At 59.7% G+C, this 20,300-nt stretch carries 24 protein-coding genes; 6 read left to right on the forward strand and 18 right to left on the reverse strand.

Annotated features, from left to right (window positions below):
* From AC3EC3_RS18045 to AC3EC3_RS18075, 7 genes are all read right to left on the reverse strand, one after another.
* Positions 1 to 1,384 (reverse strand): ArdC family protein (locus AC3EC3_RS18045; RefSeq protein ID WP_488490984.1); only part of this gene is annotated, 1,384 nt, incomplete at its 3' end.
* Positions 1,385 to 1,399: 15 nt separating this feature from the next.
* Positions 1,400 to 1,651, reverse strand: coding sequence for a conjugal transfer protein (locus AC3EC3_RS18050; protein WP_488490985.1), 252 nt, complete (start codon positions 1,649 to 1,651; stop codon positions 1,400 to 1,402).
* Positions 1,648 to 3,828 carry a DNA topoisomerase 3 gene (locus AC3EC3_RS18055; protein ID WP_488490986.1) on the reverse strand — a complete coding sequence of 727 codons (2,181 nt, stop codon included), beginning with the start codon at positions 3,826 to 3,828 and terminating at the stop codon, positions 1,648 to 1,650. Before AC3EC3_RS18055 ends, AC3EC3_RS18050 begins: the two co-directional genes overlap by 4 nt.
* A 10-nt stretch (positions 3,829 to 3,838) precedes the next feature.
* The gene (gene traF, locus AC3EC3_RS18060; protein WP_488490987.1) at positions 3,839 to 4,372 is read right to left on the reverse strand and encodes a conjugative transfer signal peptidase TraF; all 534 of its coding nucleotides are present in this window, start codon (positions 4,370 to 4,372) and stop codon (positions 3,839 to 3,841) included.
* Positions 4,369 to 6,297, reverse strand: coding sequence for a type IV secretory system conjugative DNA transfer family protein (locus AC3EC3_RS18065; protein WP_488490988.1), 1,929 nt, complete (start codon positions 6,295 to 6,297; stop codon positions 4,369 to 4,371). Before AC3EC3_RS18065 ends, traF begins: the two co-directional genes overlap by 4 nt.
* A gap of 28 nt (positions 6,298 to 6,325) precedes the next feature.
* Positions 6,326 to 8,593, reverse strand: a complete 2,268-nt coding sequence (gene traI / locus AC3EC3_RS18070) for a TraI/MobA(P) family conjugative relaxase (protein ID WP_488490989.1) — start codon at positions 8,591 to 8,593, stop codon at positions 6,326 to 6,328.
* A gap of 14 nt (positions 8,594 to 8,607) precedes the next feature.
* Positions 8,608 to 8,994, reverse strand: coding sequence for a plasmid mobilization protein (locus AC3EC3_RS18075; protein ID WP_488490990.1), 387 nt, complete (start codon positions 8,992 to 8,994; stop codon positions 8,608 to 8,610).
* 323 nt (positions 8,995 to 9,317) lie between these two features.
* Here AC3EC3_RS18075 and AC3EC3_RS18080 point away from each other — a divergent pair, with 323 nt between their 5' ends.
* Genes AC3EC3_RS18080 through AC3EC3_RS18090 form a run of 3 tightly spaced genes read left to right on the forward strand, consistent with a single transcriptional unit; the run spans position 9,318 to position 10,875 of the window.
* A complete protein-coding gene (locus AC3EC3_RS18080; protein WP_488490991.1) occupies positions 9,318 to 9,716 on the forward strand; it encodes a TraK family protein in 399 nt (132 codons plus the stop codon).
* Positions 9,713 to 10,435, forward strand: a complete 723-nt coding sequence (locus tag AC3EC3_RS18085; RefSeq protein ID WP_488490992.1) for a nucleotide-binding protein — start codon at positions 9,713 to 9,715, stop codon at positions 10,433 to 10,435. The genes AC3EC3_RS18080 and AC3EC3_RS18085 overlap by 4 nt, the downstream gene beginning before the upstream one ends.
* A complete protein-coding gene (locus AC3EC3_RS18090; RefSeq protein WP_488490993.1) occupies positions 10,435 to 10,875 on the forward strand; it encodes a conjugal transfer protein TraM in 441 nt (146 codons plus the stop codon). The genes AC3EC3_RS18085 and AC3EC3_RS18090 overlap by 1 nt, the downstream gene beginning before the upstream one ends.
* A gap of 6 nt (positions 10,876 to 10,881) precedes the next feature.
* On the opposite strand, the gene AC3EC3_RS18095 is transcribed toward AC3EC3_RS18090, so the two are convergent.
* The 11 genes from AC3EC3_RS18095 to AC3EC3_RS18145 form a co-directional block, all read right to left on the reverse strand.
* The gene (locus AC3EC3_RS18095) at positions 10,882 to 11,313 is read right to left on the reverse strand and encodes a hypothetical protein (RefSeq protein WP_488490994.1); all 432 of its coding nucleotides are present in this window, start codon (positions 11,311 to 11,313) and stop codon (positions 10,882 to 10,884) included.
* Between the two features lie 21 nt (positions 11,314 to 11,334).
* Complete coding sequence (locus tag AC3EC3_RS18100; RefSeq protein ID WP_488490995.1) at positions 11,335 to 11,958, reverse strand: IncP plasmid survival protein KfrC family protein; 624 nt, start codon at positions 11,956 to 11,958, stop codon at positions 11,335 to 11,337.
* Positions 11,959 to 12,053: 95 nt separating this feature from the next.
* The gene (locus AC3EC3_RS18105; protein WP_488490996.1) at positions 12,054 to 13,079 is read right to left on the reverse strand and encodes a ParB/RepB/Spo0J family partition protein; all 1,026 of its coding nucleotides are present in this window, start codon (positions 13,077 to 13,079) and stop codon (positions 12,054 to 12,056) included.
* A complete protein-coding gene (locus AC3EC3_RS18110) occupies positions 13,079 to 13,828 on the reverse strand; it encodes a ParA family protein (protein ID WP_488490997.1) in 750 nt (249 codons plus the stop codon). The genes AC3EC3_RS18105 and AC3EC3_RS18110 overlap by 1 nt, the downstream gene beginning before the upstream one ends.
* Positions 13,825 to 14,109 carry a TrfB-related DNA-binding protein gene (locus AC3EC3_RS18115; protein WP_488490998.1) on the reverse strand — a complete coding sequence of 95 codons (285 nt, stop codon included), beginning with the start codon at positions 14,107 to 14,109 and terminating at the stop codon, positions 13,825 to 13,827. Before AC3EC3_RS18115 ends, AC3EC3_RS18110 begins: the two co-directional genes overlap by 4 nt.
* Positions 14,110 to 14,113: 4 nt before the next feature.
* Positions 14,114 to 14,467: a KleE stable inheritance protein gene (gene kleE, locus AC3EC3_RS18120; protein ID WP_488490999.1), complete on the reverse strand. Its 354-nt coding sequence runs from the start codon at positions 14,465 to 14,467 to the stop codon at positions 14,114 to 14,116.
* 593 nt (positions 14,468 to 15,060) lie between these two features.
* On the reverse strand, positions 15,061 to 15,558 hold the full coding sequence (locus AC3EC3_RS18125) for a DUF6884 domain-containing protein (protein WP_488491000.1): 498 nt from the start codon (positions 15,556 to 15,558) through the stop codon (positions 15,061 to 15,063).
* A 55-nt stretch (positions 15,559 to 15,613) separates the two neighbouring features.
* Positions 15,614 to 15,805: a hypothetical protein gene (locus tag AC3EC3_RS18130; RefSeq protein ID WP_488491001.1), complete on the reverse strand. Its 192-nt coding sequence runs from the start codon at positions 15,803 to 15,805 to the stop codon at positions 15,614 to 15,616.
* Positions 15,806 to 15,855: 50 nt separating this feature from the next.
* A complete protein-coding gene (locus AC3EC3_RS18135) occupies positions 15,856 to 16,272 on the reverse strand; it encodes an antirestriction protein (RefSeq protein WP_488491002.1) in 417 nt (138 codons plus the stop codon).
* Between the two features lie 396 nt (positions 16,273 to 16,668).
* Complete coding sequence (locus AC3EC3_RS18140) at positions 16,669 to 17,442, reverse strand: hypothetical protein (RefSeq protein WP_488491003.1); 774 nt, start codon at positions 17,440 to 17,442, stop codon at positions 16,669 to 16,671.
* A 186-nt stretch (positions 17,443 to 17,628) separates the two neighbouring features.
* Positions 17,629 to 17,877 carry a hypothetical protein gene (locus tag AC3EC3_RS18145; protein WP_488491004.1) on the reverse strand — a complete coding sequence of 83 codons (249 nt, stop codon included), beginning with the start codon at positions 17,875 to 17,877 and terminating at the stop codon, positions 17,629 to 17,631.
* A gap of 557 nt (positions 17,878 to 18,434) precedes the next feature.
* Here AC3EC3_RS18145 and AC3EC3_RS18150 point away from each other — a divergent pair.
* The 3 genes from AC3EC3_RS18150 (at position 18,435) to AC3EC3_RS18160 (ending at position 20,300) form a co-directional block, all read left to right on the forward strand.
* Positions 18,435 to 18,815, forward strand: coding sequence for a helix-turn-helix domain-containing protein (locus AC3EC3_RS18150; protein WP_488491005.1), 381 nt, complete (start codon positions 18,435 to 18,437; stop codon positions 18,813 to 18,815).
* Positions 18,816 to 18,942: 127 nt separating this feature from the next.
* Positions 18,943 to 19,902 (forward strand): P-type conjugative transfer ATPase TrbB, encoded by a 960-nt coding sequence (gene trbB / locus AC3EC3_RS18155; protein WP_488491006.1) that lies wholly within the window; start codon positions 18,943 to 18,945, stop codon positions 19,900 to 19,902.
* An 11-nt stretch (positions 19,903 to 19,913) separates the two neighbouring features.
* The gene (locus tag AC3EC3_RS18160) at positions 19,914 to 20,300 is read left to right on the forward strand and encodes a TrbC/VirB2 family protein (RefSeq protein WP_488491007.1); all 387 of its coding nucleotides are present in this window, start codon (positions 19,914 to 19,916) and stop codon (positions 20,298 to 20,300) included.

Genomic DNA, 20,300 nt, shown 5'->3' on the forward strand with positions numbered 1-20,300 from the left:
AGACGTTGATAGGCGTCGGCACCTCGGCGATCTGGCCGCTGGTGACAGACGCCGGCTCAATCGCCGGGGCCGGGGACTGGATCAGGCGCTCGCCCGCCTCGGCGAACGCACCGGCCAACCCCTTCCGCTCAAGATAGGCATTGCTCATGGTTTCGTCGTCAACCGCGATCCCAAACACCGTGGAAAGGCGCTCTATCGCCGTTTCCAGCATCGCCCCATAATCGCGGCTCTGGTCGCCAACTATATCGCCGATCCGGCCCATGCCGGCTTTCGCAAGGGCCTCGTCCAAGCTGGCGAACGGCGCGCCAATGGTCGGATCGTAGCTGTGATTATAGCTGTGATAGTGGCTGAAATCATGGTCGGGGGCGTGCAGCACCGCCGCGATCGGCATCGCCATCGCAGCGCGCCGGTTCGCCTCGTCCTGATCGGCCGGGGCGTCGATCGACGCGGGCTCTACCGTCTGAACGGATTGCTCCTGAACCCGCTTCTGCTCGAATGCGAGCATATAGGTGTTAATTTTCTCCGCGTCGGCACAGGCGCGGACGATCTCCATTGGATCGTCTTCAAGCACTTTGATCCATGACCCAACATAGGCGACGTGCTGCTCGGGATCGTGCCCGATCTGTAGCTCGTCCCCTAAAATCATGCTGGCGATCTCGGCCCGAAGCTCCTCCTTGGCATACCCCTCAGACCCGAATGGGTGGGACAAATCGCGGTCAAGCCGGGTCGGGTGGCCGCTCCAATGGCCTGCCTCGTGAAGTGCCGTGGCGTAAAATCGGTCTGCGCTCTCGAACTGCGAGCGCTCCGGCACAACGATGGTGTCCAGCGCCGGGGAATAAAACGCGCGGTTGCCGGGGCGCTCCTGAATGTCGGCCCGCGAAGCGCGCAAGAGGGCGTCGGCCCGTTCGATCGGGTTCCATTCTGGGGGTTTGGGCGGTGTGCGCGGAGGAAGGCCATCGATCTGCTCGGCATTGAACACGACGGCGTAGAATGGGCGCGGTCGCTCAAGCTCCACGCGAACCGTCATCGTCTTGCCCTCGGCGTCTTTTACCGGGCGGCCTTGCTCGTCCTTTAGCGTCTGCTCGTCATCGAATTTCCAGTATTGGACCAGCGTTCCCTTCTCGCCTTTCCGCACCTGTGCGCCGGTTGCGGCGGCCTGCTTGTATGTCATCCAGCGGTTATCCTCGTGCCCTTCGGCCATGAGGTTCACGATGTTGACGCCGCGATAGCGCTTCCCGGTGGTCGGGTTCATCGGGAGGATCGAACCTCCTTCGCCCGCCTCGGCCGGGTTCCAAGGTCGCTGCCAAGGGGCTGTCCCCGCCTTTAGCTGGTCGATGATCTTCTCTGCGACGCGCTCGTGAAACGGCTTCTTTTCCTCGGCCATGCGTGCCTCCGGCGTTTAGTCGTTGCGGGCTGCGGCGAACAAGCTGAGCTTGCTGCGTTCGGGCTGCTGGGGCGCGGGAAGGTCCAAACCCTCCTCGGCCTCGCGTGCGTCGGCCTCGCTCAAGGCATCCTCGACAAATGCGCCGGCTCGGTCGGCCTCCTCGGGATCGAAATAGACGACGGCTCCCGGCACCTCGGCATCTAGGAGCTTGCGGCGGATAATCTCATCGGCGCTTACCGCCTCGATCGGCTTGATATCCTCGCTCATGCTGCGTTTCCTTTGCTGTAATCAGGCTTCCCATTGGCGTCGAAATAGGTCTGTTTGCAGTCGGGATATCCGCTGCAACTCCACCAAAAGCTGTTCTTCTTTTTGCGGGATGGACGGCGAACCAGCCCTTTGCCGCATGTCATGCACTTGTGCTTGACGGAGACGGTCGGCGGTTCGGCCTTGGTCAACACGGGCTTGCCAGCCTTATCGTTGGCCGTGAATTTACAGCCTTCGGCGTAGCCTGTGCAGGACCAAAAGTGCCCGTTTCTGCCCTTCATGCGGCGAAGGGGCCGGCTGCACGTCGGGCAAGGCGGGGCGTCGGTCTTGATCGCCAGCCCATGCTCTTTGACCGACGCAACCTCGCGCGCGACATATTCCGAAAGGGTTTGGACGAACGAAAGGGTGTCTTTCGTTCCTGCGGCAATGGCGCGCTGCTGCTCGTGCCAGATGGCCGTCATATCGGGGTATTTGGCTTGGTCTGGGAGGGCGTCGTAGAAGTCGCGCGCCTGTGGCGTGCTGATGACGTTCTTCCCCTTTTCGATCAAGAAACCCCGGTCGAACAAGGTTGCGATGATGCTATCCCGCGTTGCTGGGGTGCCGATCCCGCCATGCTCGCCGGCCTTTCCCTTGTCCTTCTCGATCAAGAGCTTCCGCAACCGATCGTCGCGGACATATTTCGCGACGCGCGTAAGGTCCGAAAGCAAGGTCGCCATGGTGTAGAGCGGCCTCGGTTTCGTCTCCTGCTGGTCGGCGCTGGCGCTGGCGCATGTGCCAGCCTGCCCGGTGCCGATCGCACGAAGGTCAAGCGCAAGCGCCTCCTCATCGTCGGCAAGGTCTTCGTTGCCGACGTCGTTCTTATAGAGGACGGTCCAGCCCGGTCGCGTTGTGATCTTGCCCTTGGCCGCGAACCGCCGCCCCTCGGCCTCCACTACAATTTCGGTCTGATCGTATTGGTGGCTCGGCCAGAACTGCGCGACGTAGGCGCGCGCGATCAAGAGATAGATTTTCTGCTCCGCGTCGGACAACGCCGAAAGGTCGGCCGTTGCCTCGGTCGGAATGATCGCGTGGTGGGCCGATACCTTGGCGCTGTTAAATGCTCGGCTCTTGATAGCCGGGTCGGCTCGCTGGACCGGAGCCGCCAGCACGGGGGCCGTCGCCCCGATCGCAGCGAGGACGCTGGCTGCATCCCCATGCTGCTCGTCGCTAAGATATTCGCTGTCGCTCCGGTTGTAGGTAATCAGCCGGTATTTCTCGCGAAGGGCCTGCGTAATGTCCTTCACCTGATCCGGCTTGAAACCGAATTTGCGGGACGCATCGGTTTGCAGCTTCAACAGATTATAGGGGAGCGGCGGGGCCGCCTCTTTGGCCGTCGTGGTGGCGCTGACAATCCGCGCCGGCTTGCCTGTCACCGCTGCGGCGATAGCGCGCGCGTGCGCCTCATCGGAAAGCCGGCCCTTGTCATCGACCGGATCGCCGTCAACGATCTGGTAGCGCGCTGGAAAGGCGTGTGCCCCAAACTCAAACTGGCCGGTGACGGTGTAATAATAGCCCTTGGTGTGAGCGGCGAACTCTCGGTCCCGGCGAACCACAAGGCCAAGGATCGGGGTTTGCACGCGCCCGACGCTAAGAACCCCCTGATAGCCCTTCGCCTGCGCTGCCAGCGTGTAAGCGCGGGTCATGTTCACGCCATAGAGAAGGTCGCCGACGCTGCGGGCCTCGGCCGCTGCGGACATTCCGGCGAACTCCCGGTTGTCCTTCATCGTAGCAAGCGCGCGCTGTACAATTTTCAAGTTGTAGTCGTTGACCAACAGCCGTTTGACCGGGAGCCGGCTACCGGCGTGCTCCAAAATCTCGTCAACGATAAGCTGGCCTTCGTCGTCGGGATCGCCGGCATGGATGACGCTGCGCGCTCCCTTCAACAGAGTGCGGATTACGCGAAGCTGGGCGGCCGTTTTTGGAACAGGCCGCTTCTCCCATGGGATGAAGCTGATCGGCAATCCCGCCATCGTCCACGGGTCTTCCGGGTCCACAAGCTCAAGCATGTGGCCGATCGCCCATGTGACGTAATGCTGTCCGCAATCAATGAAGCCGTCTTTGCGGCTTCCCCCTCCCAAACCCTCGGCGATGGCGCGGGCAAGCTCCGGCTTCTCGGCGATGACGACTATCTCTCCACTCATCGTCAGCCCCTCACCATGTCACAATCGGATGGATGACGGTGGTAATCTGCTCGCCCGCGATTGGCCCATAATAGCGGCTGTCGAATGAAACCGGGTTCTCCCCCAAAACGATGAAGCTGCCCGGCCTTACAAAACCGGATGCGACATAGCGGGGAAGCGGTCGGCCCGCTCCGTCCTTGGCTCGGGGCTTGCTGTCGGGGACTAAAACGCCATTGATGGAGACGCCTTTGGGGCCAATCTCAACCCGGTCATTTTTAGCCGCTAAAATCCGCTTCATCATCGGATAGCTGCCAACCGGGCAGTTGCCGGGGTCGATATAGCGGCGCTTCAAGGCGAGGCGGAAAACGTCCTTTTCGGGCGGGCAGAACATCACATAGGCCCCCTTGTGGATCGGTTCGCTACTCGTCCGGTAAATTCCAAGGGGAATGCTCGGCGTCATGTTGACGCGCACGCCCCCGGCGGCTCCCCCAACACTGACGATCGACGCTGCGAAGACGGTGATGGCCGCATAACGGCCCACGGTTTTGAAGCTGGGGCGCTTCACAGCTTCACCCGAACGGGCGCAAGCGGCTCGTCCCCTTCATCGTTTCCGGGGTTCGCGCTGGGCGCGCCCTTGCCGGTGCGGATCAGGTCGCTCTTGATCGGTGCCGGGACTTTAGCGCGGGCAAGGAAGGTCGGGTCTTTGAAGTAAAGCGGCTGCTTCCCATAGATCATCGGAAAACCGGCCATATAGAGGAGCATATCGCCGGGCTTCACAATGTTACCCTCGGCGTCCTTTTTCGGCCCCGGCATCCGCAAGCACTCGTCGGGGGTGAGAAGCGGTCTCTGGGTTTCCTGAACGGTTCGGGATTCCGAACCGGAAAACCAACCGCCCCCTCGGTTCTTGCTGGTCGTAATCTGCTCTTTGAGGATGGTGGTTTGCCCGGTCATCTTGGACAGGTGTTCGGCCGTCTCAAGCCGGTTCGGCGGATAGGCGTTCTGAACGTGGCAGTTGGACGTGACTAGCTCGTCATGCCCATAGCCGGTTTCGCGGCTGCGTAGCTGGTTGATGTCCTGACAAATGAGGTAGAATTTGAGGCCATAGCCTGCGGCGAACGCCAAGCTCTCCTGAATGATCTCTAGCTTCCCCAAGCTGGGAAACTCATCGATCATAAATAGCAGCCGGTGCTTGTAATTGGCCTTCACGCGCCCGTCCTCGAACTCCTGTTTGGGGGCGAGTACGCGGACCATCATATTCAGCATGAGGCGGACAAGGGGCCGGAGCCGGTTCTTATCGGTGGGCTGGGTGATGATATAGAGGCTGACCGGCGTGTCGTGATTCATCAGGTCGCGGATCGCGAAGTCTGACGCTGACGTGTTGGTCGCCACAACCGGATCGCGATAAAGCTCGATGTAGGATTTTGCGGTCGAGATTGTCGAGCCCGCCTCCTCCTCCGGCTTGGTCATAATATCCTGCGCGGACTGTGCGACGACATGATGCACCTTCCCGCCCGGTAAATGGCTAAAGCTCATCATCTCTTGCCAGAGGGCGCTAAGGGGCCGGCTCGGATCGGATAGCAGCCGGTCAACCTCGGCAAGCGTCGCCGCTGGGCCGCCTTGCTTCGCCTTGTAGATGGCATGAAGGATGACGCCGACTAGCAGGGCACGCGCCACCTTGGGCCAATGGCCTTCCAGCCCTTTGCCGTCTGGATCGACTATCAGGGTCGCAATGTTCTGAACGTCGCCAACCTCGTAATCGGTGCCGACGCGGATTTCGTCCAGCGGGTTCCAACGGGCGCTCCCCCGCGATGATGCGGGTTCAAACCGCATGACGATCTGATTGGCGTGTTGCTTCCGCCATCCTGCCGTCAGCGCCCATAACTCGCCTTTCAAATCGGCTACGACGGTGCTGTGTTTCCACGATAGCAGCGTGGGGATGACAAGCCCGACGCCCTTGCCCGATCTGGTCGGTGCGTAGGTTAAAACATGCTCTGGGCCGGCGTGGCGAAGGTAGGTGACGTTCCCACTCTTGTCCTCGTAGGCCCCGACATAGACGCCATCGTTTTCGATCAGGCTGGCCTCACGAATGTCTTTCATGTCGGCCCATCGTGCGGAGCCGTGTAGAAACTCGTTGCCCTTCCCTCGCTTGGACATGGCCGCTTTTGCGACCGCTGCCACGATCAGGCCAGAGACAGCCACCACCATCCCGATCCCGATGGACTTCCCGAAAGCCTGTTTGAGATTGGGAACAGCCTGCCAGCGCGTGAACCATGTGATGATCCGCCATGGCGCATAGATATGGTTCGTGTTCGGCCCCAAGGTTGCCTGATAGGCCATCGCGTGCGCGAAAATCTGTGTGGCCGTCCACAAGCCTCCGACAATAAACGCCACCACTATGAAGGCGAGCAGCGCCCTCCCCTGCGACTGTCCGCCTTTGCGCCCTCGGGTGCGGACCTGCGGGCCGACTGCATTGTTGCGCTTGCTCCTCATGCGGCCTTCTCCTGTCGGCGGGGGGTGGTCATCGGGTCCGTCCTCTGCGCTTCACGGTTCCATCTGTTGCGATTTCAATCTTGTCGCCGATCGCCAATCTGGCGGCTCGCGCCGCGCTGGTGGCATCGATCGGCTGAACCATGATTTCATCGCCGCGCCGTAGAAGGGCCAACTTCTGGCCCTCCACGTCTCTTGTTCCGGCATAGAATAGCGGATCGTTAGTCTGCTCGAAAGCCCGATGTTTCGGTATATCCATTCCGGCGAGGCGTTTGCCCTCTCTCTCCGCTATGTATTTCTCTGCGGGGCTGCTCGCCTTTGGCGTCATTCCTGACCCAGAAACATCCCATCGCAAGAGACGATCTCGCCCGGCTTCTCGGCCGTCCACGTCTGCACGAACATTACGCGGCAATAGCAGCGAAGGTCGTTCGGCGTGGCGAACCACACCGAGTTCGGACAAGTTCCGCACGCGATCTCGGGCCTCGGGCGGCGGGCTTCGTCCAACGCGACCAATGTTCGGCTTGCCACCTGTAGACCCTCGGGCTCCTCGGGTTCCTCGGCCTGCTCGGCGGCCGGGGACGGCTCCTCGGGTGTCGCCTCGGGCGATACCTGGCTGTCCAGTGCCGTCGCCGGCTGCGCTGGCGCTGGTGGCGGTTCGGGCGGCTCCTGCGTGCCGCTCCCGTCCACCAGACGCATTGCCTCCTCTATTTCCTCGTCCAACGTCTTCTCTGCCATGGTCGGCCTCCTGCGGTGCTGGGTTGGCAACAAGCGCCAAGCGACGGCGCTCAAGCTCGGGATCGTCAAACCGGATTGGGAGTGCGGCGCGCGCTGCGGCTTGTGCGACGCGCTCCTTAAATTCTGCGCTTCCGGCGATCGACAATTCTTCGCCGTAGCGCTCGCGCGCAATCCGAAGCGCGGCAGTGATGCCCTCCACCTCCGCGCCTCGTGAGACATGAAGGCTGTCGCCGTCATCGCGAACGGCTGCGCCGGGGGTGCGATAGATAATGGTCCCGCGCTTGGTGATGTGGTCGGCACGCTCGGTCGAGCTGATCCCATGCGAGACGCCCGCGCTTGCCTGCACGGCGTTAGCAGGCTTGTGCTTGCGCCCTTCTCGCGCGCGAAGGGCCGCCAGCGCCTCGACATTTCCGGCCTTGGCTTCAGCCTGCAACCATTCGTGCCAGCCCTTCCGCTCGTTCCGTTCGGCGATCTTCGCACGCTCTCGCTGGTAAGCGGTGCCGATCTTCTCAAACGCCTGCTTGGTGGCGCGCGAAGTCAAAGCATAGGACATGCGCCGCGTGAGGCCCGTTCCCCCGGCGAGCTTGATCGCGCTGCGTCTCAAGTCGCCGGAGCGCTTCACCGCCTCAAATGCGGCGGTGCGCTTTGCCGCTGCGGCTGCGAGTTCGGCGCTACGAATGTCGCGCCGTCTTGCCTGCTGTTCCTGATAGGCCGCGAATAGGGCCGCTGTATCGGCACGGGATGCCATTGGGCGGGCCTCATAGCGCCGTTCGGGCGTGTGGGCGGGTTGGGTGCCGTCTGCGGCGACAAATGCCCCTAGCCGGGTTTCCAGTGCCTTCTTGGACAGGTCGCGGGCGATTGAGCTTGCCTTAATCGCGGTCCCGTCGCCGGCTATCACTACAAGGCCGTTGCCACGGGCCTGCATGGACAGCCCGTTCGCGGCCAAGGTGGCATGAAGCGCCTGCCAGCTATCGGCCGCTTTCATCTGGTCGGCGCAAGTGCGCCGCACCCATCCAATCAGGCTCTCTATTCCTGCGATCTGCTCCATATCAGCGGCTCGGGTTTCACCTCCCCGCTTCCGGGCGGTATGATTGACGCGCTCAAGGCCATGCTCGATCTCTAACCGCTCGCAAATCTCGGCAAGCGTCCGATAGTCTCGCAACGGGGAATGGATCGTGTGCCGCTGCGGGTGAACCTTGTTGATCGCAATATGAATATGGGTGTGGTCGGTGTCGTGATGAACGGCGCTGACGCGCTGATGATCGCCATAGCCAAGCCCGGCGCAAATCCTCTCCTCTATGTCCCGCAACGTGGCCCCGTCAGGATGCTCCCCCGGCGGAAAGGAGACGATCAGGTGATAGGTTTTGTCCGCTGCGGATCGCTGGTTCGCGGACTGAACAAGCATGACCTCGTGCGCGGCGCGTTCGGGGTCGTTGGCGTGGCAATTGGTAAGGGTGATCTCGCCAACCCGCTCATCGCGACCTTGCGCGCTAGTGATGTAGCGGACCAAACCGGCGAAATCGCTTTTTCGCGTCACCTTCATGGGGCTGTGCTTGGCGATCATGCCGCGTCCAAATTTTAGCCGCTAAAATTCTGACGGGATCGCAGGACGGCTTTTATGATGCCGTCCATCTGCGCTTGGTTCGCCTCGATCCGCTTGAGAACGCCCCTGATGATAGCGGGGGTGTTTTCAGGCTTGAGCGCGTCCAACTTCGTGTCGTCGGTAAGCCATAGCTTCAACAACCCGCCAAGGCGGCCAAGGTCGCCGTTGACGCGAACAAGCTCCTGCGCCTGCTCAACGTCGATGATGCTTCGGGGTTGGTGCCCCATCCCCACAAGGCGAAGGTAGCTCGATGCGCTCATCCCGACTTCGCGAGCGAGCGTTTCGATCTGGGCTTTGTCCTCTTGGCTGCACCAGATTTTGACGTGGTGCCGCTCGCGGCGCTTTGGTGGCGTGGCGTCCAACTTCACCTCCCTTCGTCGCGGTAGCGACGGCCTCGCAGAGCAAGATTCCCGTTGAGCAGCCCCGCTGCGAATAAGGGACTGTGATGGTGGTGTCCGCGCTTGCGTGGATGCCTCCATCACCTATCTTGCCCCGTCTTCGACGTTTAGACGCCAGATATGAACCCGATAGGGACCGTTTACAACGACTTTATCCGCTGTTTAGCCTAGCAAGCGGAACCGATATGTGCGATCTTCGCTTCGGATAAAGGTTTTCGCGTCGGTTCCGCTTTGCAAAGAGCCGGTTCTGAAACGCTTCTGAAACTCTGGGTAAAGGCTGGCACCGGATGAAGGACACTCCCCCAAAGCCGTTCGTTGAGCGTCTTCGGGAGCGCGCGGCTCGATCAAGCGGAGGCGCTGGGGGACGCAACCGGGCCAAGTTCCTTGCGGTCAAATCTGACGTGACGGAAGCCATGGCCGAAGGGTGGCCCGTCACGCAGATTTGGGAGGCGCTGGTCGAGGAAGGCCGGATTGATTTCAGCTACCAGTGGTTCGCCAAGTATGTCCGCGACCTGATCCGCACGCCGGGCGCTTCCGCTGGTCCATTGGTTGCGACCCCAGAAGCTACCCCCATGACTCCGCCGCCCCCTGCCCCACTTAAGCCCGATGAGCCCGAGCCAGCGCCTCGGCCGAAACCCTCCCGGTTCTCTCATCCCGACTCCCCAAAGAAGGAAGACTACCTATGAGCAACGTCCATATCGTCCTTCAAGGTAAGGGCGGCGTAGGCAAGTCGCTTGCGGCTTCGTTCCTCGCCCAATTCCTGCTCTCGCGCGGGGAAACGCCTCTCTGCATCGACACGGACCCAACCAACGCCACGTTTGCCGGCTTCAAAGCGTTCAACGCGAAGAAGATCGCGCTGCTCGAAAATGGCGACATCAACTCACGGAATTTTGACGCGATGATGGAGCTGGTTGCGGGCACAAAGGATTCCGTTGTCATCGATAGCGGGGCCAGCACCTACACGCCGCTGTCGTCTTATATGTTTGACAATACCGTGCCAGCGGTGATCGCTGACCTCGGACATACGCTCGTGCTGCATGTTCTGGTGGTGGGGGGGCAATCGCTCGTTGATACCGTCGCCGGCTTCGCCTCGATCGCGGAAGCCTTCCCCGGTGTTGCGATTGTCGTTTGGCTCAACCCCTATCACGGCCCGATCGAACATGAGGGCAAGTCGTTCGAGCAAATGAAGGCATATCGCGAGTTGAAGGATCGCGTTGCAGCGATCGTCACGCTTCCCGATCTCAAGCGGGAAACCTTTGGCGCTGACATTCGCGATATGCTGGCCGATCGAAAGACCTTCGAGGAGGCGAAGGATGACGCGGCCCTCCCCCTTATGCAGCGTCATCGCCTCGGCCGGTTCCGGGATGCCGTTTTCGGCGAACTTACCAAGGCGGCGATCATCTAATGGCCGACCATGATCGCATCCGTGCTTTGATCGCTGAAATAGCAGCAAGGCACGGTGTCGCCCTCTCGCCAGATGATCCGCTAATCATCCTGCAAACGATCAACACCCTGTTGGCGGCTGAAAGCGCCGATAATCAAGAGGCGCAGCTTAAAGCGTTCAAGTCAGAGATTGAAGCCCTATCGAGCCGGTGGACGGTGGAAATCACCGACAAGGCCGAAGCGATCTTGAACGCGGCGCTCGAAGCGTCGGAACGCGCTATGAAGCAACGGATGACCGAAGCATCAAAGAAGCTGGTGACTGACGTAGCGGCCGAAGTTTCCAAGGGGCTCGGGAAGCCATTGGCAGATGGGCGAGCTATTGCGAACCGCAACCTCCTTGCTTCCTGCCTGACGATCGGCGCGGCGATCATCCTCGCCGTGGTGGCGATCCTGAAATTCTGAGGGTTGCTAGAACTTGGTGGCGCTGGCCGGGTCTTTCACGGCTTTACATTGAGCCGTGAACGTCACACTGCCACCATTAGTCGCTAGAAACTCCCGCTTCATGCGTCCTGTCACGCGATCGAACGCGAACGTGGTGGTGGAGCCCATCCCGGCGATGATTGGCCCACTGCTCGAATAGTGCGCCTCCGTCGCGCTCACCTCCAAAGCGTTACTCACGGTGTTGAAGCTCTGCGCTTGGTCGTTCCAAGTGTCAGCCGTCCGCGCAACTCCGTCGATCCGGTAAAACTCGCGCTTGCGCTCCTTCTCTTGATCCCCATTCGCCCCCTTTGCGACCTCTTCGCCGTCACACAGCAGCACCACTGGCCCTTTAGTAGGGTCTGACGGGATGCCGCATCCGGACAGGGCTAAGGCCCCCACAATCATCGCATAACGTCGCATGATGCCCCCCGGTGCGGCAAATTATTTTTCAACTCGGCCCAAGCTACGCGACAAGCTGAGCCCGGTCGATGGGGCCGCCTCATGTATTAGGCCTTGCCGCTCTTCCTGTTTCCTCCCCTGCTGCTGCCGCATATGGATTTCGTGCAGCCGGCGGGCTTCCTGTAGCTCGGCAAACTCCTCTGCGAGTTTTGGGTCGCGATATTCCAGCTTCTCGGCCGCGACGGCTTCGATTTTCGATCCGTGGACGGTCATACCGTCCCTGATCTCTCGCACTGTCTCAAGCCGGGCCTGTAGAAGCTGCACAGTCGCTTGCGCCTGTGCGACCTGCGCTTGCCATTTCGCGCGGGTCGAAGCGCTTGCCAAGATGCCCGGCGGATTGCCTTGAACCTGTTGGAGTCGGGCGCTTTGCGCCTCAATCATATTCTCAAGCCGATCCTCGATGTTATTGGCTTGATCCTGCTTTTCCTCAATGATCTGAGCGAGGGCAGTAGAATATTCCTCCGACGCCCCCGGGGCCGCAATCTCGGCCTCTTGCTGGTCTTCGATGTTGCGGGCGAGCCCTAACAGCCCATTAGCATCCGCGACCGGATCGCCGGACCCATTTGAAAGCGGCTGCCTGTTCCCCTCGGTCGAAACTGCGACCATCGACGCCTCCTCGGATTTTAGCGGCTAAAATTCCGGGTCGAGTATATGCGAAGTAACAAAAGAAAAAAGGCCCCGCTTTCGCGGGGCCTGTCGGCTCATCCTTCGATGATTGAAACTAGCCTCACATCGGCAAGCTCTGCCTCGAACTCGCTCCCGTCGTCGTCGTATTTCACCCACGACAAACCTTCACGACTTGGGCGTCGATTCAGCAACAAGCGGCCGGGCCGTCCATCATGCTCGACGGTGACGATCGCCTTTTTCAGCTTGTCGGGATCAACCTCTTTCTCTGGTTTTTCCTTGGTCGGAGCAGGCTCGGGTTGTCCACCCCCCTCCCCTTCGCCGCCTTCGTCGCCCGCACCCGAGTTAAGAAATTCTTTGAGCAAGCGAACCGTCCCGCGCGTGATCTCCTGCTCCGGGTCGTCCAACCATTCCTTAACGCCGTCCGGGTGCTTCTTGTGAAGGCCGACAAGCTCGTTGATAAGCGTTACGTCCCGGCACCGCTCAGACTGGAAAATCTCGCTGATCGGGTCGGGCAGGTCGAGCAAAGCGGCATGTTGGGTAACATACGCATTGGACTTGCCGATCGCCTTGGCAATGTCCTGCTTCTTCACCTTCTTGGCCAGTTCGCGGCCAATGAAATCAGCGATCTCGCGAGCCGTGAGCGCGTCGCGCTGTAGGTTCTCGATGACCTGATCCGCCTCGGTATAGTCGGCGTCCACGAATGCCGGGATCGTCGTCTTGCCCGCAAGGCCGGAGGCGCGGAAGCGCCGCGCCCCGTGGTTGATGATGAACCGGCCATCATGCTCCGGGTGAGGACGAACCGAGATAGGGGTTTTTACGCCACGCAGGGCAATCGTGCCGGCCATCTCCTCAAGCGATGCTTGATCGAAATGGGTGCGGGGCTGGTGAGGGTCTTCCTCGATCAACTCCATCGCGATCTCGGCCGCCTGCCCGCCGCTTCCAGTTTTGCCGTCAGAGGCGCTAGGATCAGCAAGGAGGCCCGAAAGGTCGCCTATGGCACCAAACCCACCCCCTGAACTCTGCAAGGCGTCATCGGGCATCCTGCGGGCAGGTTTGACGGGCTTAGCCGCCGGCTTCTTCTCGTCGGTCGGTTCAGCCATCACGCGATCTCCATCTTATCGTGAATATATTGGGTCATAGCGCGCACTTCCTTGGCAGCGGCGCGGGCTGACGTTTTGCGGATTTCCCAGACGGGGCAATGCGAGGCAAGGGCGTCTGCAATGCTACTCCGATAGCCGATCGGGGTCGGCATAATCAGCGCCGGATAGGCAGCAGTTAGCTCGGCGAGATGCCGGGTGTGGCGCGGGTTGCGCCCGTCCACTTTACTCGGAATCATGCCAAGAAATTGCAGCTTGGTATTGGCCTTGCGGATTGCCGCAATCGTCGCGTTCATCTTCTGGATGCCCTGCAAAGCGTAGGCTTCAAGCTCAATCGGCGAGGCGACAAAATCCGCCGCCAGCAGAGCCGACGCCATGGCGTTGCCAAGAGAAGGGGCTGTATCGATCAGGCAAACGTCAAAGCCCTGCGCTTCGATCGCGGCGACGCTACTACGGAAGGCGGTTGCGGCCTCCTGCAAGTCCAACTTCTCAAGATCGGCCAGACGCCCATCGGCGCCGATCAAGGCTATGTTGTCGATGGGAGCCAGGTCAAACTCTGCCGCCTTGGTGAACAAGCCGCTGGCGTCGATCCCGCTCTTATGAACGGCAAGGGTGAAGCTGGCATTACCCTGCGTGTCCAGATCGATTACGGCCACCTTTAGCCCCCGCTCAGCGAGGTCAAAGGCCAGATGAACAAGGGTAGAAGTCTTGCCAACGCCGCCCTTCTGGTTTGCGATAACAAGGGTTTTCATCGTGCGGCCTCCGTTTTGGGCGCGCGTTCGTGCCAGCCTTTGACGACTGACGCTTGATGCGACGGGAGAATGGCGATCACCCGCTCAAAACCGGCGGGGACAGCTTCATGCGCCGCACGCACGCGGCTGACCGCGAGAGAAACGGCATTGCGCGACACGCCAAGAGCACGGGCACAATCGGACTGGCTCTGACCATCAACTAGCACGGCTCGGGCCATAGCGGCGGGACGTTCTGCGATGGTGATTGCCTCGATTGCGCGTGTGAAATCATCGACAGACATGCGCTTATTTGCGGGCATTGCGGCCTCCCTTGGTCGGCTCCAAGCTCTGCAACGCCTTCGGACGATAGAACGCCACGAAGTAATAGAGGGCGGCATAGCCAACGAAATAGGCGATGAAATTCCAACCGGCGTGAACGTCGGGGGTGTTCCAGAACCAAAGCATACGAAGGAACTGCCAGAACACTACGAGCGGAATGATAAACCGCAGGAAGCCCCAGCAAAAAGCCGTGATGCTCCACACTACAGCGATGATCTTATCCATGGCGGATGCCTCAATGCTCGACAGGATTGCGAGCGGGGGAGGGTCGTCAATCCGATTGATCCTATGACGGATCGGGAAGGGGACAACATTGGTCATCGGAAACTCCGGTCTTGGACCATGGCAACATGCCCGGCCACATCTAATATATCGGTTGTGAAGCTGCTTTTGTCAAGTCGTGTCAAGCCCCTCTAGCGATTTTAGCCGCTAAAATCTTCTCCTGTTTGGCGCTCCCATATCCTGCGATATCCGGCCCTGTCGCATAGCAGCGCCCAAGCGGAAAACGGGATTTGATCTTCGCCGCCCGCCCATCGCCGGATCACCCGCGATCCCTTGCTACTGATCCCAAGGAACCGCGCTACCTCGCTGCCGGTCATCCCGGTTTGGTTGATGACAGTCCGCACCTCGGCGGCTGTTGGAGGTTCCCAACCATCATCGGCAGGGCATAGGCACTCCGGCCTAACGCTGCTTGCTTCCACGCAAATTCTCCATGGCGTCTTACTCCCCAGCGAATCCCTTGTGCGCGGCCCAAAGGCGCGCGGTTTCGCTTGTAAGATGATCTCGCACTTTTGTCCCGGCATCCCAGTGCCCATTAAGGATCGCATTTCGCGGAATTGATCCGGCTCCGTAACCTCGGGCCGCCAACAAGCGGGCTCTGCGTAGAGGGGGAGGGGTGATATCTCGCGTTTTCCTCATAACCTTTCCTCCTTTGTCTCGCGGTTGGCGTAATCGTGAAAATGATCGAGCTGGGACGCGCGGGCGCGCCGATCGCGTGCCCCGATGATCTCGCCAGCAAGCCATGCCTTTTGCTGGCCTATCCCCATGCCCGCCATAGGAACCGTTGCTCGCGATCCAAGCCATTCGCTTAGCGGGTCACGATACAACCGCCCCGCCAGAACGACGACGGGGGTTCGTAATCCAATCTTTTGGGAAAGCTGGCCGCTCACGCGCTGGCCCCACGCCCGCCGCTCACTGGCTGATAGATCGCCAAGGGTGACGTTATAGGGTTCAATTATTTGAGTGGGGCTGACGACACCATGAAGAGCGGAAAGTATGAACCACCTGCCGCCTTGCTCGGCGACATATGCGCGCGCCTTCCTGAACCAATCGGATCGATATAAGTCACGGGCGCGCGCAGGCTTGTCCAATTTTTGGCCGACGCAGGCAACAAGATAGACCGGCCGTATCATCGCTCAATCGGCTCCACGTCGCGCAGTTCAGGGGGCCGGTTGGCGTCCAAACGGATCATTGAAAGGAGTCCAGGTCGGCAAACGTGTCGCATACCGCCCATGCCCTAATCTGGCGTTCGGCTGCGCGGTTGAACGGCCGGCGTGCAACCTCATGGGTGACGGTCGGACCTCCGAAAAGATCGGGTTGATGACCAATGATTTTGGGGGTGGGAATGTAGCAGGGTTCCCGAACGGCATGGCGCGCCATCGCCTGCCTCCTTCGTCGAAGGAGCCGGGGACATGCCCCGGCTCTGATTATCAGTCTATCGCGGCAAGGATCTTCTGCGCTTCGGGGTGGCCGAGGGCAAAATCGCGAATTTGATGATATAGGTCTGCCATGGCGTTCGTCTGTTGCTCATAAACCATCTGGCCCACTGCGAAGAGGGTTGCGACGATCCCGGCGGCATCTGCGCTCATCGCGCCCCTGTACCCGTTCCCAATCCATTCGATCCGCATCGGAATGTCCATAGACGGGGCCATGTAGAATCCGCCGTTGGACAAGAGGTAGTATTCCCAATGGCCGCCAGTGTAGTCGATAGACAGCTTGCTCATGTAGCCGAAAACGACCGCCTCGGCTTGAAGCATCTGCCCGACGCCAAAGAAGCGAGGTAGCACGGACAAGCGCTTGTCCTCGATTACGCGCGTGGCGGTAATGGCATTGGTCGGGGTGTTCATCGGAGTTCTCCGGTTCGGACCATGGCATAATCGCCCGGCCACAACGGATATATCGGTTGTTGGCGCGAGTTTGTCAAGCTCTGTAAAGCCGTTTCGGGTAAATTACCTATTAAAATATGCAGCGCTGTCGGGAAGTTACAAACAATTGATCCACTTTTTTAGCGGCTAAAATCGGGGTCGCCGGCAATATAGACATTTACGTCTATGCCGCAGTTTGGAAGCACGGTTCATCGCTACGTCAACCGCAAGCGCTGCCGTTCGATCTGGGGAACCAAGGCCGACCCCCTTATGGCGTTTAAACAGTCTTCAAGTCGCGTTGCCCGACTAGGGCAACTCATCATCATCTATAGAATATAAGACTCAGGGGGAGTTTCAGTCGCATTATGAGACTCACGGCTACAACAAGGTTTCATCCTTGCGATCTATGCTCTCTCCAAGGCTGATGAGGACCGCCGCCAAAGCTTGATCCGATACCGTGGCGCGAACATAATCAGCACGCGGAAGCCTCGACAAAATGTAGGCATGATCCGCAAGCCGCTGGTGCTGCCGATAGGCTTCATCATCAGGAATGGGAGCAGGGCGGTGACGCTTCTCGATAAAATCACGAAGCATCTGGGGAAGCTGCATTCGATAGGCGTTCGAGGTTTGCTCTGAGCGTGCCCCTACCTTCTCATCCTTGGTGTAAATATATCGGCGTAGCCGCGCGAGCAGCCCAATCGCTTCAAGGGCCTCAAGCGCCCTGTGCGCAGTCGCCCGCGACACAACAGCCCAATCGGCAATCATTTCATAGGAGGGATAGACCCGGCCGCGAAACAGCTTCTCCATGCGGAGGAGGGCTTCATACACCCGAATCGCACCCCCGGTTATCCGGGTGCAAAGCGCCTCCAACTGAGTTAGCTCGCGGCCCTCGCGGCGCGCCGCGACCTTCGCCTTGCGCCCACGCTCAAACGCCTCATTGACCGCACGCCGGCAAGCCCGCCGGGTCGCCTCGTCCAACCTGACCATGAAAGCCTCCTCGTGGAAGCTCCCGGCCTCTTTGCTGCCGCCGTGCACCGGCGCGTTTGTGATGTGTAGCCCCCCCCGGCGGCGCACAGCGCCACGGGCTCGGCCGAGCAATTGCTCGGCGATTTCGCCGATCGTCGGCAACCGTCCATGTGTTTGCGTAAGCATGAAATTCGTCCCTCTTGGTGTGAAGGACCGTTCAGCAGGCAAAACTTATGCGTGGCGCGAAGCGCGCTCCCTTGAACCTAAGCTCAGAAACGGTTATATGGAGGGTGTCTCGATTGACCTGTCAGCGTTTGGCGACGCTGCCATATAACAATTTCAGGGTGCCCGGCCTTCGTGCCGGGCATTCGTTTATGTGCTCACGGTCAAAAACTCCTGTCGCATGAACATATCGTCGGCGATCCTCTCCAACATGGCATTCAAGGCGGCTTGGCGGGACGTATGCCCGCTCACTTCCATGAATCCCTCCAAGAGTCGGACAGCCTCCGGTGACAGGGCTAGCGTCACCCGCTTAAAGCCGGCAGCATCCTCCTGCTTGGCGCGCTTACGCATCGCCAACCGGGCACGAGCGGCCGAATCATGTGGGTTATTCTGTCCCATAATGGGCGGTGTATGCGAGATTCGCGCACTTAGCAAATTTCTTCGCTAAGTGCGCGAGATTGCTGCTTAGGTGATTTAAAGTAACGGTATGGATTTGAAGAAGCTGGATCAAGATTGCGACGATAATCGCGAGCTTCATTTCGGATTGTTCATGTGGTTGGCTATGCAGTGCGATTGAAAAGCCAACAGTGTTGTAGAACCTGATTTCTCAACAAGTGGCCGCAAACGCTTTGCCGGTTATGTCATCTTTCTTGTCGAAAGACACAACCTGACATTCCCCTGCAATTTCCTTCGGCATTCAAATTAGCAATCAGGAATTTCCGTGGGGCACCATCATTTCTCTCACCGTTAATAGCCAAATCGGCGTATATGTGGTTATCCATTCAAGATGGAATCCCTGCTCAATGGCAGAGGGTCGCGTGCACAATATTGGATAAGTTGGAAGCCCATGGTAGCTTACGGGTATGCGTCGGATATCAGCAACAATCTAGCAACAGTCGGCTTGCGAATTTTAGCCGCTAAAATTTTGGGGGCTCTTGGGGGGGAGGACGCTACTGGTGCATAAGAAAATTCTTTGCCTGAATATCATGCGATATCTGGCGCTCCGTGGACTCCAGAAGCAAGACCTTGCGGCCAAAGCTGGGCTCTCTATTTCATACATATCGGACGTAACGAACGCCAAGGGGAACCCGTCGCTTGAGACGATGGTTGCAATTGCCCAAGCTCTCGAAGTGCCCTTAACGGCACTTTTGGAAACTCCCCCTGTTGGCGTCGATGATTGGTCGGGCAATTTGACAGAATCGTTACTGCGCGACGATGCCAAGCTCGGCCTCCCCGCCGGATTTAGGCGTGTCTCGGCCATTGTAACCGACCATCAGGCGTTTCAAATCAGCAAATGGCACAAGGCCGCCCACGAGCGCCTGAACCACAAGCGATAAAGCCCTTCCGTTCCGCAAACGGAATTTTGAGAGTAATTCGCATATAATCGACGTTATGCGCTTGTCCCGCTGATTCTTCCGGTATATCCATTGCGCCACGCAGTAGTGTGGCGTGACAGGAGCGATAATGACCGGGGAAGCGGAAACCGCAACCGTCAAAGAGCGAGCCCGTGAGACGCTAAGGCGTGCCATGGGTTCGCTTATGATCGATGCTCTGGCCGATCCGAAGACGGTCGAGCTGATTTTGAACGCCGATGGTAAGCTCTGGCAGGAGCGGCTTGGCGAAAAAATGGTCTGCATTGGCACGGTGTCCGCCAACCGTGCAGAAACAATCGTTAAGGCGGTTGCCGGGTATCACGGCAAAGAAACAACCCGATTACAGCCCACACTAGAGGGCGAGTTTCCTATCGATGGCTCGCGCTTCGCCGGGCAGATGCCCCCGGTAGTGCCTGCTCCTACTTTCGCGATCCGTAAGCGTGCCGTCGCGATCTTCACGCTCGAACAATATGTCGCTGCCGGCATCATGTCGGCTGAACAATGCGCGCTGATAACCGACGCGATCGAGCGCCATCGCAACATCCTCGTCATTGGCGGCACGGGCTCCGGCAAAACCACGCTCGTCAACGCCATCATCAACGGCATGGTCCGCCTTGATCCAACTGAAAGGTTGGTCATCATCGAGGATACGGGCGAGATTCAATGCGCGGCTGAGAACTACGTTCAGTTTCACACATCGCCGCAAGTCACGATGACAGCGCTGCTTAAAACGACGCTGCGGATGCGACCCGACCGCATCCTTGTGGGCGAGGTCCGTGGACCCGAAGCCCTCGATCTTCTCATGGCGTGGAACACCGGCCATGAAGGCGGTGCGGCAACGCTGCACGCCAATAACGCGGAAGCCGGGCTTAGCCGGCTTGCCCTCCTCATCAGTATGCACCCGGACTCTCCTCGTCCCATCGAACCCCTGATTGGGGATGCGGTGCATCTGATCGTCCACATCGCCCGCACGCCGGAAGGGCGTCGGATCGAAAGCATCCTTGAAGTCGGGGGCTTTGTGGACGGCAAATACCGGCTTCGTTCACTGTAAGGAGAACTGACGTGCAGCTTTATTGGAACGATTTTTCAAGGCGGCGAGCCCATTTCGCTTTGCTCGCACTGGCACTCGTGGCGCTTCTCATGTGGCCCCACGCCGCATTTGCCTCCACCAGCGGCGGCGGCCTTCCCTATGAAAGCTATCTGACGAACATCCGCGAGTCCGCGACGGGTCCAATCGCTTACGCCTTCGCCGTTGTCGGCATCGTTGTGGCTGGTGGCGCGCTTGTCATGGGCGGCGATCTCAACGGTTTCGCCCGCGCCCTTCTGCTCCTCGTTCTTGTCGCTTCCCTCCTCGTCGGCGCCAATGCGGTGCTGTCCTCGATCTCGGGTGGTGGCGCCACGGTGGCCGCCCTCGATTCCTTGGGTGGCAGTGCCGTGGGGCTCGCCTGA

It is taken from the genome of Novosphingobium sp. BAM6 (genome assembly GCF_057784955.1).